Source organism: Mycobacterium sp. ITM-2016-00318, assembly GCF_002968285.2.
Lineage (GTDB): Bacteria > Actinomycetota > Actinomycetes > Mycobacteriales > Mycobacteriaceae > Mycobacterium.
This window is the reverse complement of record NZ_CP134400.1, coordinates 2,245,711-2,257,442: the sequence shown is the minus strand read 5'-3', so window position 1 is coordinate 2,257,442 and position 11,732 is coordinate 2,245,711. Positions and strand designations below refer to the sequence as shown.

At 66.5% G+C, this 11,732-nt stretch carries 15 protein-coding genes; 7 read left to right on the top strand and 8 right to left on the bottom strand.

Features of this window, described 5'->3' with window-relative positions; genetic code table 11:
* Positions 1 to 3 precede the first annotated feature (3 nt).
* Positions 4 to 198, bottom strand: a complete 195-nt coding sequence (locus tag C6A82_RS10930; RefSeq protein WP_105344546.1) for a DUF3046 domain-containing protein — start codon at positions 196 to 198, stop codon at positions 4 to 6.
* 92 nt (positions 199 to 290) lie between these two features.
* Here C6A82_RS10930 and C6A82_RS10925 point away from each other — a divergent pair, with 92 nt between their 5' ends.
* Entirely contained in the window at positions 291 to 848 is a 558-nt protein-coding gene (locus C6A82_RS10925) for a hemerythrin domain-containing protein (protein WP_105344548.1), read from the top strand.
* On the opposite strand, the gene C6A82_RS10920 is transcribed toward C6A82_RS10925, so the two are convergent.
* Positions 845 to 2,017: a glycosyltransferase gene (locus tag C6A82_RS10920; RefSeq protein WP_105344549.1), complete on the bottom strand. Its 1,173-nt coding sequence runs from the start codon at positions 2,015 to 2,017 to the stop codon at positions 845 to 847. The two genes, C6A82_RS10925 and C6A82_RS10920, sit on opposite strands and share 4 nt — an antisense overlap.
* A gap of 41 nt (positions 2,018 to 2,058) precedes the next feature.
* Between C6A82_RS10920 and C6A82_RS10915 the strand changes: the two genes are divergently transcribed.
* Positions 2,059 to 2,496: a limonene-1,2-epoxide hydrolase family protein gene (locus C6A82_RS10915; protein WP_105344551.1), complete on the top strand. Its 438-nt coding sequence runs from the start codon at positions 2,059 to 2,061 to the stop codon at positions 2,494 to 2,496.
* On the opposite strand, the gene C6A82_RS10910 is transcribed toward C6A82_RS10915, so the two are convergent.
* The 4 genes from C6A82_RS10910 to pgsA form a co-directional block, all read right to left on the bottom strand.
* Complete coding sequence (locus tag C6A82_RS10910; RefSeq protein WP_105344552.1) at positions 2,497 to 3,321, bottom strand: phage shock envelope stress response protein PspM; 825 nt, start codon at positions 3,319 to 3,321, stop codon at positions 2,497 to 2,499.
* Between the two features lie 18 nt (positions 3,322 to 3,339).
* Positions 3,340 to 4,167 (bottom strand): phage shock protein PspA, encoded by an 828-nt coding sequence (pspA, locus tag C6A82_RS10905; protein WP_105344554.1) that lies wholly within the window; start codon positions 4,165 to 4,167, stop codon positions 3,340 to 3,342.
* 77 nt (positions 4,168 to 4,244) lie between these two features.
* Positions 4,245 to 4,577: a transcriptional regulator ClgR gene (gene clgR, locus C6A82_RS10900; RefSeq protein WP_105344559.1), complete on the bottom strand. Its 333-nt coding sequence runs from the start codon at positions 4,575 to 4,577 to the stop codon at positions 4,245 to 4,247.
* 97 nt (positions 4,578 to 4,674) lie between these two features.
* Positions 4,675 to 5,271: a CDP-diacylglycerol--glycerol-3-phosphate 3-phosphatidyltransferase gene (gene pgsA, locus C6A82_RS10895; protein ID WP_105344556.1), complete on the bottom strand. Its 597-nt coding sequence runs from the start codon at positions 5,269 to 5,271 to the stop codon at positions 4,675 to 4,677.
* Between the two features lie 42 nt (positions 5,272 to 5,313).
* Between pgsA and C6A82_RS10890 the strand changes: the two genes are divergently transcribed.
* Positions 5,314 to 5,838, top strand: a complete 525-nt coding sequence (locus C6A82_RS10890; protein ID WP_199193718.1) for an amino-acid N-acetyltransferase — start codon at positions 5,314 to 5,316, stop codon at positions 5,836 to 5,838.
* Positions 5,839 to 5,893: 55 nt separating this feature from the next.
* Here C6A82_RS10890 and C6A82_RS10885 read toward each other — a convergent pair whose 3' ends face one another.
* Together C6A82_RS10885 and C6A82_RS10880 are read right to left on the bottom strand one after the other, a co-directional pair.
* Positions 5,894 to 6,433, bottom strand: a complete 540-nt coding sequence (locus C6A82_RS10885) for a peroxiredoxin-like family protein (protein ID WP_105344562.1) — start codon at positions 6,431 to 6,433, stop codon at positions 5,894 to 5,896.
* A 58-nt stretch (positions 6,434 to 6,491) separates the two neighbouring features.
* On the bottom strand, positions 6,492 to 8,993 hold the full coding sequence (locus C6A82_RS10880) for a DNA translocase FtsK (RefSeq protein WP_311101785.1): 2,502 nt from the start codon (positions 8,991 to 8,993) through the stop codon (positions 6,492 to 6,494).
* A gap of 135 nt (positions 8,994 to 9,128) precedes the next feature.
* Here C6A82_RS10880 and C6A82_RS10875 point away from each other — a divergent pair, with 135 nt between their 5' ends.
* The 4 genes from C6A82_RS10875 (at position 9,129) to C6A82_RS10860 (ending at position 11,716) form a co-directional block, all read left to right on the top strand.
* Complete coding sequence (locus C6A82_RS10875) at positions 9,129 to 9,446, top strand: putative quinol monooxygenase (RefSeq protein WP_105342494.1); 318 nt, start codon at positions 9,129 to 9,131, stop codon at positions 9,444 to 9,446.
* 30 nt (positions 9,447 to 9,476) lie between these two features.
* A complete protein-coding gene (locus C6A82_RS10870) occupies positions 9,477 to 10,280 on the top strand; it encodes a mycofactocin-coupled SDR family oxidoreductase (protein WP_105342493.1) in 804 nt (267 codons plus the stop codon).
* Positions 10,280 to 11,152: an SAM-dependent methyltransferase gene (locus tag C6A82_RS10865; RefSeq protein ID WP_105342491.1), complete on the top strand. Its 873-nt coding sequence runs from the start codon at positions 10,280 to 10,282 to the stop codon at positions 11,150 to 11,152. The genes C6A82_RS10870 and C6A82_RS10865 overlap by 1 nt, the downstream gene beginning before the upstream one ends.
* 141 nt (positions 11,153 to 11,293) lie before the next feature.
* On the top strand, positions 11,294 to 11,716 hold the full coding sequence (locus tag C6A82_RS10860; RefSeq protein ID WP_142405875.1) for a hypothetical protein: 423 nt from the start codon (positions 11,294 to 11,296) through the stop codon (positions 11,714 to 11,716).
* Positions 11,717 to 11,732 lie beyond the last annotated feature (16 nt).

Sequence of the window (11,732 nt, the reverse complement as noted above, 5' to 3'; positions counted from 1 at the left end):
CAGTCACCATTGATCACGCGGGACGTCGAAGTCGGCGCACAGCGCCCGCCAGACGTCACGGGGATCGACGCCGTCCTCGATCGCCTGCGCTGCGGTACGCCCGCCCAACCCGGTCAGTACGTGGTCGATGAGCAGAGACCGCCCCCGCACGGGCCCGAAGTGGCCCTCGACAAGCTCATTGAATTCGGTCAACCGCACACTTGCCAACGTACCGACGCACTCCGGTGTCAGCGCGGCCAGGCGGGGTATCCCGGGGCGGTATAACACCTTCAGCCCTAAGTAGAACCACCATGAACACACCCCACAAAGACATCGTTGACGACATCATCACCGACCACCGTGAGGTCGAAGACATCTTCAAAGAGCTTGAGAGCGATCACGACCCGGCCACCCGTCGTCAACTCGTCGAGCATGCGATCACCGAATTGGTACGGCACTCGGTCGGCGAGGAGATGTACCTCTATCCGACCGCGCGCCGGGTGGTGCCGGACGGTGACAAGATCGCCGATCACGAGTTGCACGAACACGCCGAAGCCGAAGAGATCATGAAGAAGATCGAGAAAACCGATGACGAGGGTGCCGAGTTCGACAAGCTCGTCGCCGAATTGATCAAAGAAATCCGACATCACATCGAGGACGAGGAAGGCGATCTGCTGCCGAAGCTGCGGAAGGAGTGCACCGTGGAGGAGCTGACCGAGCTCGGCCAGAAGTTCGAAACCGCAAAGAAGCTGGCGCCGACGCGGCCCCACCCGTCGGCGCCGGACAAGCCGCCGGCCAACAAGATCCTTGGCCCCGGTGTCGGGTTGATCGACCGGATGCGCGACGCGCTCAGCGGACGCAATACCTAGGCCGGCGTCGCCATTGCGTCGTGACATACCCGCACGGGGTCTGCGACGTCGGCGATGCTGGCCGCCGCCCGCCGAGCCGCCTCGGCGTAACGCGCGGACGACAGCACCGCGGTGACCGCCGCCGCCAACGCCTCCGGCCCAAGCGGCCGTATCAGCTGTGCACTTCCTTGTCGCACAAGGCGGTTCGCGATCTCCCACTGATCGCCGCCGCCGGGCACCACGACCATCGGCACCCCGGCCATCAGGGTTTTCGACACCATGCCGTGGCCGCCGCCGCAGATCACCAGGTCGGCCTGCGACAGCAGCTGGTCCTGTCTGCCCAGTCCGACGACCGCCCAGGGCGGGACGTCGATGTCATCGCCGCCGAGCCGCGAGATGACCACACGCGCGCCGTCGGGCAGTACCGCTCCCGGCTTCAGGGTCGACAGCGCGATCTCGGTCAGACCGACTGCGCCGGTGACCGCTGTGGACGGTGCGACGACCACGACGGGGCCGTCGCCCGGCGGGATATCCAGCACCGCATCGGTCGGTTCGAAGTGCAACGGACCAACGACCACCGCTTCGTCGGGCCAATCCGGGCGCGGCACCTCCAGCGCGGGCAATGTCGCGATGAGCCGGCGCAGCGGCCCGGGATCGGTTGCGGGTAAGCCGATCTCGACCCTGACCGTCGAACGCTGGCGAATGCCCGCCTGCCATGCCCGTGCGGTCAGCGCCCGCAGCACGGCATCGCGCAGCCTGCCGCGTATCCCCACGCCAGGCGCCAGCCCGCTGCCGATCGGCGGAAGCCCCTTCGACGGCCGATACAACGGGGCGGGGTTCAGCTCGACCCACGGAATGCCGAGCAGCTCTGCGGCGAGCCCGCCGCAGGCGGTGATCACGTCCGACACCACGAGGTCCGGCGCGAGATCGCGCAGCACCGGAACATTGAGCACCGCCATTCGCGCCGCTCGTTGATGGATCTTCGCGCCTGCGTCGGTGTCGTCGTCCAGCGCGGTGGGGTCGAGCCCGATCAGCTCGACTGCGTCGACCCCCACCGAGCGGGCGGTGTCCAGCCATTGCGTACCGGTCAGCAACGTCGGCGAGTCGCCTGCAGCGAGGAACTTCCGGCACAGCGCGAGCGCGGGAAAGGCGTGCCCGGGATCCGGTCCTGCGACCACGGCGACGCGCATGGGGCTACCCTGCCACAGCGTGCCGCCACTAGGCTGAGGCCATGACGGCGAGCACACCAGCAGTGGACACCACGGCCAACGCACGGGTAGTCGAGACGTTCCTCTACGCGCTACAGGACCAGGATTTCGATACGGCTGACGCGAGCCTGGCCGACAACATCGTTTGGGAGAACGTCGGCTACCCCACCATGCGGGGTCGCAAGCGCATTGTCGGCATCTTCCGCCGCGGGCAAGGACGGGTCGGCTTCGAGGTCAAGTTTCACCGGATCGCCGCCGAAGGCAACGCGGTGCTGACCGAGCGCACCGACGCGCTGATCTTCGGCCCCGTTCGCATGCAGTTCTGGGTGTGCGGTGTCTTCGAGGTGCACGGCGGCAAGATCACCCTGTGGCGGGACTATTTCGATCTGCTCGACGTCGTGAAGGGAACGGTGCGCGGACTTGTCGGCACATTCGTGCCGGCGCTGCGGCCGACGATGTGATTACGCCCTTCTGAGCTGGCCGAGTTCCTCGAAAGCCTGCGCCCAGCCGGTGAGCCGGTCGGTGGCGTTACCCAGTTCGTCTCGGTAGCGCTGCTGCGACATCGGCGAACTCGACATCGGCCCGGTGTTGGCGGCCGACACCAGTTGCGCTGCGGCGGTGACCATGTCGTTGTACTGGCGGGCGCCGTTGTCGAGCTGTGCCGTGAACGCGCTGATCGTCGGTGAGAGATGTGCGCGTGACCCGGGCGCGTTGGCGATCGCCCGCTCCATCGACACCACCTCGTTGGCGGTCGCCGCCATGGTCGCGGCGGATCGGTTGGCGACCGCGATCAGTTCACGCAACTCGCTGTCGGGCAGCATTGCACCGCGTTCCATCACGCTGACGAGCGAGAACAGCCCGCGCTCCGACGCAGCGAGTGCGGCCATCGGCTGCCGGGCGGCCGAGCCGAACGGCGGCGGCCGGCGCGTCGCGCGCGACCGCTGCGGAGGCAACGGCTCTCCTCGCAACCAGCGGTAGCGCAGAAACGCCAGCGTGGCCAGAAAACCGGCGCCGACGGCGATCGGCGCGGGGATGAACAGCGCCCACGCCGGCGTGTTCCACGTCGCAAGCAGCCACGTCACGAAGATGAGGAACAGGCACGACGCCGTGAAGAACAGCGTCAACCACAGCGCCCATTTGCGCTTGCGCAGTTGCTTGGCGCGCGGGTCGGCCGCGGAATTGAGCTTCTGAGCCAGCACATCGGACAGCTCGGCGGCGGTGTCAACCCCGCGTTGCACCAGCGATCGCCAGGCCTCCGGCCTACTCGATGTCGAGCGCTGCTTCACGGCATCCTCCGAAACCGGCTACTGGCCGATCGGCTTCTCGGGCGTCGCCTCCGGCGTCGAGGCGGGGGTGGCGGGGGCCGCAGCGCCGGGCGTCACGCCGGACGCGCCCCCAGAGGGTAACGCCTCGCCGCGCATGGACGCCCGGATCTGCTCCAGCCGAGAGTGACCCGCCATCTGCACGCTGGCCTGCTGCACCTCCATCATGCGGCCCTGCACGGAGTTCTGCGCGAGCTCGGCGGCGCCCATCGCGTTGGCGTAGCGACGTTCGATCTTCTGCCGGACCTCGTCGAGGGTCGGGGTGTTACCAGGGGCGGCGAGCTCGCTCATCGACTGCAGCGAAGCGCTCACCTGCTCCTGCATCTTGGCCTGCTCCAGCTGGCTGAGCAGCTTCGTGCGTTCGCCGATCTTCTGCTGCAGCATCATCGCGTTCTGCTCGACGGCCTTCTTGGCCTGACCCGCGGCCTGCAGCGCCTGATCGTGCAGGCCCTTGAGGTCTTCCACGCTCTGCTCGGCGGTGACAAGTTGGGCGGCGAACGCTTCAGCGGCATTGTTGTACTCGGTGGCCTTGGCGGCGTCCCCGGCGGACGTGGCCTGATCGGCCAGCGTCAGCGCCTGACGGACGTTGACCTGCAGCTTCTCGATATCGGCGAGCTGGCGGTTCAGCCGCATCTCCAGCTGGCGCTGGTTGCCGATGACCTGGGCCGCCTGCTGCGTCAACGCCTGGTGCTGCCGTTGCGCGTCTTCGATGGCCTGCTGGATCTGCACCTTCGGATCGGCGTACTCGTCGACCTTGGAGCTGAACAGCGCCATCAGATAGCGCCACGCCTTGGAGAACGGATTGGCCATGGTTCGTTCCGCCTTCGTGTCTGGAATTGCTGCCGACTGCTAATGCCAACCTATCGGTTCGGCCCAGATCAGAACAGTTAGGCGACCGCCATCGACACGGCGTGCGGGATGACGACCTTGGTGGTGGCGTCGATATTCGCGGCGGTCGCCGACTCGCGGATGAACGCCTTGAGCTCCTCGCGGGCCATCTCGTCGCCCGCGTCGGACAGCACCCGCGACAGCGGGACCTCCAGAGCGCCGCAGATGGAGCCGAGGAGTTCGCTCGAGGCTTCCTTGCGGCCCCGCTCGACCTCCGACAGGTAGCCGAGGCTCACGCGCGCGGCGTCGGACACCTCGCGCAGCGTGCGGCCCTGGTCCATGCGGGCACGACGCAGCACGTCGCCGATGACCTCGCGCAGCAATGTCCCCATCGTGGTCTCCTTCACTTGGGTGGTACTAGAGCAACGCCAGGGACTCCCGAGATGGTTCCCGGCGGGCCAACTCCAGCGGGAATTGGCCGTGCCGGTGTCACTGACCTGCGACTCGCCGGCGAGAATCGCGGATCGCGGACACTACGTAGTCGATGCCGGTGAGCACGGTGAGCAGGATCGCGGCGGCCATCACGACCCATGCGCCGGTCAGCCACGGGCCCGACAGCGGCAAAACGAACAGCCCGATTGCGACCGCCTGCACGAGCGTCTTGAGCTTGCCGCCGCGGCTGGCCGGGATCACCCCGTGCCGCAGCACCGCGAAGCGCAGGCCCGTGATCCCGATCTCGCGGACAAGGATCACCACGGTCACCCACCACGGCAGCTCGCCGAGCATGGACAGGCCGATCAGCGCGGCGCCGATCAACGTCTTGTCGGCGATGGGGTCGGCCAGCCGGCCGAAGTCGGTCTCGATTCCGTAGCTGCGGGCCAGCGCGCCGTCGAACCGGTCGGTGATCACCGCGACCGCGAAGATGACGAAAGCGGTGACGCGCCATGCTGTTTCGTGGCCGTCGCCGGCGAAGAGCGCGATCAGGAAGACCGGCACCAACACCAACCGCAGCCCGGTGAGGACATTGGCGACGTTCGCCACCTTCGCCTGGGGGATCACCGGATCGGTGGAGGGTTGGCCCGACACCGCTAAAGAATATCGGTTGCTCGAGCCGATACCCTCGCACCTGTGAGCGATAGGTGGGATTCGCGCGCCGACGGGCTCGTCTTGCGCCGCGCCACCACGTCGGATGTGCCCGCGATCAAGGCGCTCGTCGACATCTACTCCGGCCGCATCCTGCTGGAGAAGAACCTGGTCACCCTGTACGAGGGGATCCAGGAGTTCTGGGTCGCCGAGCGCGACGGCGAGTTGATCGGCTGCGGCGCCCTGCACGTGCTGTGGGCCGACCTCGGCGAGGTGCGCACCGTGGCGGTGCATCCGAAGGTGACGGGTCAGGGCGTGGGACACCTGATCGTCGACCGGTTGCTTGACGTGGCCCGCGAACTGCACCTGGGGCGCATCTTCGTGCTCACCTTCGAAACCGAGTTCTTCAGCAGGCACGGGTTCGTAGAGATCGAGGGCACCCCGGTGACCGCCGAGGTCTACGAGGAGATGTGCCGCTCGTATGACACCGGCGTCGCGGAGTTCCTCGACCTGTCCTACGTCAAGCCGAACATCCTCGGAAACTCCCGAATGCTGCTGACTCTCAAATAACTCTTCGCTCCGAACGTGCGCCCACTGCGAAATCCCGACCGCTTTCGCAGCGAGTTCACGTTGGACGTTTCTGGGAGGCGAGGTCGAGCAGTTCGTCGACCGACCACTGGTCGTCAGCGTGGGCGCCATATTTACATGCTTTGATCGTGCCGTCCGGGTCGATGAGGAAGTCAGCTGGCTTGCCCAGGTGGTTTTCTCTGGGCGCAAGGCCACCGATGAGCGATGTGGTCTGACGCATGCCGCGAACTGCGGCGCGGGCGGCGTCGACATGGAACAGCGAGCGCAGCGACCAATTGACGCCGAACTCCTTGTACAGCTTGCGTTCCGGGTCGGCAATCACCGCGAAAGGCAGGTCGGCCTGATATTGGCGAAGTCGTCCTGCGGACGAGTGGAAGACGACCATCTCGACGACACCGGCGTCCTGGATCTCGACGCTTCGGCTCGCCACCTCACGGAGGTGGAGGTTGCAGATCGGGCATCCTGCAAAGCGCCGGAACTGCAGATGAACGGTCCGATCTGAAGCCGGCAGGCGCATCTGCGTGCCGGTAAATGTGGTCAGCGTTCGCGCGTTGACCTTGTCGCCGACCCTGAACATCGCACCCTCCACATCGAGGAGGCCCACTCTAGGAGTGGATGGAACTCACGTCCGCTGATCAGTCAATCTCGTCGTCGCCGGCGCCGTTGCCGCGGATCAGCGCGAGCGTGCCCGCCAGCTCGTCGGGTTTCACCAAGACCTCGCGCGCCTTCGAACCCTCACTGGGACCGACGATTCCGCGGGTTTCCATGAGGTCCATCAACCGCCCCGCCTTGGCGAAACCCACCCGCAGCTTGCGTTGCAACATCGACGTGGAACCGAACTGGCTGGACACCACGAGTTCGACGGCCTGCAGGAAGACGTCCATGTCGTCGCCGATGTCGGGGTCGACGTCGGTGCGCTCGCTGTTGGGCTTGGCGGCGGTGACTCCCTCGGTGTACTCGGGCTCGGCCTGGTCCTTGCACGCGCTGACGACGGCCTGGATCTCCTCGTCGGACACGTAGGCGCCCTGCAGCCGGATCGGCTTGTTGGCGCCCATCGGGATGAACAGCCCGTCGCCCATGCCGATCAGCTTTTCGGCGCCCTGCTGATCGAGGATGACGCGGCTGTCGGTCAGCGACGACGTCGCGAACGCCAACCGCGACGGCACGTTTGTCTTGATCAGGCCGGTGACCACATCGACCGAGGGCCGCTGGGTGGCCAGCACCAGGTGAATGCCGGCGGCCCTGGCCTTCTGGGTGATCCGCACGACGGCGTCCTCGACGTCGCGCGGCGCCGTCATCATCAGGTCGGCCAACTCGTCGACGATCGCCACCACGTAGGGGTAGGGCCGGTACACCCGCTCGCTGCCCAACGGCGCCGAGATTTCTCCGGATCTCACTTTTTTGTTGAAATCGTCGATGTGGCGTACCCGCGACGCCTGCATGTCCTGGTAGCGCTGCTCCATCTCCTCGACCAACCACGCCAGCGCCGCGGCGGCCTTCTTGGGTTGCGTGACGATCGGGGTGATCAGGTGCGGAATGCCCTCATACGGAGTGAGTTCCACCATCTTCGGGTCGATCAGGATCATCCTGACCTCCTCCGGGGTGGCGCGCGCCAGCAGCGACACCAGCATCGAGTTGACGAAGCTCGACTTCCCCGAACCGGTCGAACCGGCGACCAAGAGGTGCGGCATCTTCGCGAGGTTCCACGAGATGTACTCGCCCTCGATGTCTTTACCGAGCGCGATCACCAGTGGGTGATGGTCGCTGCGGGTCGACGGATCGGTCAACACGTCGGCGAGGCGCACCATCTCGCGGTCGGTGTTGGGCACCTCGATGCCGACGGCGGACTTGCCGGGGATCGGCGCGAGCATCCGGACGCTTTCGGTGGCGACCGCATACGCGATGTTCTTCTGCAGCTGGGTGATCTTCTCGACCTTGACGCCCGGGCCGAGTTCGACCTCGTATCGGGTGACGGTGGGCCCGCGCGTGCACCCGGTGACCGAGGCGTTCACCTTGAATTGCTGCAGCACTTCGGAGATCGCCTCGGCGGTGTGGTCCGTGGCCGAGGAGCGTCGCTTCGGCGGATCGCCCTTGGCCAGCAGCTCGAGCGACGGCAGGTTGTAGGGGCCCTCGACGACTCGATCGGACACCGGCTTGGCCGGCTTTGTCTTCTTGCGCTTGGCTGCGCGGGTCGGCTCAGGCACCGTCGGCGCCTCTTCGTCGAGCGGGTAGTTCTCCATCGGCGTGCCGGAACGCAACGTCGCCGCCGCTGCGGATCCTGCCGGCCAGGCATGGGCCTCGCTGTCGCTGAATGCCGCGGGATCGTCGTAGTAGCCGTCGGAGAAGTCCTCCGGTTCCGCTCCGGCACGGCCGTCGAACTCCTCGTCGTCGTAGTACTCGTCCTCGTCGCGCAGCATGCGGGTGCCGAACATCGCCCGCACGGTGTCGGGGACCTCGCGGATCGTCGTGCCGGTGATCAGCAGCAGACCGAACAGTGCGCCGATGAACAACAGCGGCGCGGCGATCCACTGGGTCAGCCCCTCCGCCAACGGGCCGCCGATCGCGAATCCGAGGAAACCGGAGGCGTGCTGGCGTCCGGCCGGATTGTCGGGGGAACCGGACCACAAATGCCACAGGCCGAGCATCGGCAGGGTGATCATCGCCGCGCCGAGGATCAGCCGCGGCCTGGCGTCGGGATCGGGCTCGCTGCGCATCAGGACGACCGCGATCGCGACGAGAGCGATGGGCAGCAGCAGAACGGCCGAGCCGATCAGCACGCGCAAGAAGTTGTCGATCCAGCCGCCGACCGGCCGGGCGGCGTCGAACCACGAACTGGCCACGACGATGACTGCGACGCCGAGCAGCGCGAGCGCGAGCCCGTCGCGGCGGTGTCCGGGGTCGATATCGCGGGCCCGACCCACCGATCGGGCCGTCGAGCCGGCCCCCCTGGCGAGCATGAACCAGCCGGCGCGCGCGCCCCGGCCAATGGCCAGCCCGGCGGCCGGGACGGGTGACGCGGTCCGCCGTTTGGCGGGTTTGCGGCGCGGCGCGGGCCGAGCTGGCCGGGACCCCGACCGCGAACTGGCCTTTGACCTGCTCGAACGGGCACCGGAGCGCGCAGCGGTCTTACTTGGCATGGACTCCAGCCTAGTCGCAGCCGCCCCAATTTTACCATCTGCCACACGGGTCACAGTTCGGCGTCGAAATTTAGTTAGTCCGCTTCAGTAGGGTGCTCAATTGACCGGTCCCACTCATCGAGGAGTACATCACCCATGCCTGTTGTCGTCGTCGCCACGTTGAAGGCCAAAGCCGAGTCCGTCGAGGCCGTCCGGGAGGCGGGCAAAAAGGCGCTCGCCGGGGTGCACGAGGAACCCGGTTGCGATCTGTATTCCCTGCACGAGGCCGAGGACGGAACTTTCATCTTCGTCGAGCAGTGGGCCGACGCCGATGCCCTCAAAGCCCACAGCACCGCCCCGGCCGTCGGAGCGTTCTTCGGCGAGATCGGCGAGCACCTCGACGGCGCACCGGACATCAAGCTGCTCCAGACCGTCGTCGGCGGCGACCCGGCCAAGGCGCAGTTGCGTCCCTGACGAACGCTCACGCGAGGAGGCGAAACACCGATGGCATCTCTCGACGGCAAGGTTGCATTCATCACCGGTGCCGCTCGGGGGCAAGGGCGGGCGGAAGCCGTGCGGCTGGCGTCCGACGGCGCCGACGTCATCGCAGTCGACATCTGTGACCAGATCGCGTCGGTGCCCTATCCGATGGCCACGCCCGACGATCTCGCTCAGACCGTCAAACTCGTCGAGGACGCGGGTGCACGCATCGTGGCACGAGAGGCCGACGTCCGCGATCGCGATGCCTTGAGCACCGCACTGCAGGCCGGCCTCGACCAGTTCGGCAGGCTCGACATCGTCATCGCGAACGCCGGCATCGCTCCGATGGAAACAGGAGACGCGGGCTGGCGTGACGTGATCGATGTCAACCTCACCGGCGCCTTCCACACCGTCGAGGTCGCGATCCCGACGATGGTCGAACAAGGCGACGGCGGTGCGATCGTGCTGATCAGTTCGGTCGCGGGCCTGGTGCCCATGAACAGCCCTGATCCGGGCGGGCTCGGATACACCGCCGCCAAACACGGCATGGTCGGGCTGATGCGGCAGTACGCGAACATCCTCGCTCGACATAGCATTCGGGTTAATACCGTTCACCCAACCGGTGTCAACACCCCCATGATCGACAACGATTACGTCCGAAGTTGGCTACAGCGCATGGGCGGCGGTGCCGGAGGCAACGCGATGCCGGTGCCTGCGGTCGAGGCAGAGGACATCGCCAACGCCGTGGCATGGTTGGTATCCGATGCCGCCCGCTACGTCACAGGCGTGACACTGCCCGTGGACGCGGGAGCGGTAGTCAAGCACTGATGGCGCGAAATCCCGCCGCTCAGACCGCCTTCGGCCCCATAGTGCAGGTGGCGATCGAGCAGTACGAACCGCCGGGCCGTCGACTCGTCGACGACGACCTCGCCGCCGCGATCCTGCCCGCGGGGCAACGCGCGGTCGTTCGCGTGATGCGCTGGCCGTTGCTGCGCCGCATGACAATTCGCGCCGGCGAGAAGACAGTGTCCGGCTCGTGGACCATCGTCACATGCCGCAAACGCTTCATCGACGACAAAATAAATGAGGCGCTGGCGGACGTCGATGCCGTGGTCATCCTCGGATCCGGTATGGACACCAGGGCCTTCCGCATCACACGCCGGTCCGATATAGCGGTCTTCGAAGTCGACCTGCCGGTGAGCATCGCGCGCAAGGAGGCCGCGGCGCAACGCGCGATCGGCCAGATTCCCGCTTCGGTTCACCTGGTGCCGCTGGACTTCGAGCGCGACGATCTCATCGGCACGCTGACCGAGAACGGTTATCGCTCCGACGCGCGCACGTTCTTCGTCTGGGAAGGCGTGACGCAGTATCTGACCCAGGACGCCGTACGCACCACACTCGCAGCGCTGCAGGGCGCTCCCGCCGGGAGCCGGCTAACTTTCACCTATGTCCGCAGAGATTTCATCGACGGCACCAACATGTACGGCGCAGCGGTGCTGTACAACCGTTTTCGGCGCCGACGGCAGGTGTGGAAATTCGGCCTCGAGCCCGACGACATCGACGCGTTCGTCCGGACTCACGGGTGGCGACTCGTCGAACAGGCTGGCCCCGACTACTACCAGCAGCACTACATCCGGCCCGCCGGACGGGATCTGACCGCCTCGGATCTGGAATGGACCGCATACTGCGAGAAGCGCTGACCCCTAATCCCCCAGCGCGACCGGCGGTCACTTCCCGCATTGCTGTGCACAAATGCGGGGCATGCGTCCCCTTACCCCGCGGCGCCGTGCCGCACAGACTCGTTCCCACGACACATCCTGTCGACCGAAAGGAACGAAGAAATGAAGACCATCATCTCGACCGCGGCATCCGTGGCACTCGCCGCCGCAGGCATCGCTCTCGCCCTCCCCGCAGTTGCCAGCGCCCTGCCGGACACTCCCGGTGAGTGGGATATCGGGGCATTCGATCGTTGTGTCAACTCCGGAGAGAATCAATTACCGGACAAGCCGAACGCGCAAGAGGATCACATCCGCTACTGCTGCGAGAACTCCGGCGGTATTTGGTCCGGCGGCAAGTGCGTGGCTCCACCCGCAGAGCCCGCCGAAGCCGGGTGGACGAGAACTCCCGGGCGCATACCGGTCGGTGTTTTCGAGCCGGCGCGTCCGGCCACTCCGCGCGTCGTAGATGGCGGCGGCGTACAACCGTTCACCGCAGCACCTGACTGCGAATCAGAAGCCATGGTCGTGACTCACACGAATTCATGACCATGGCTTCTCGCTC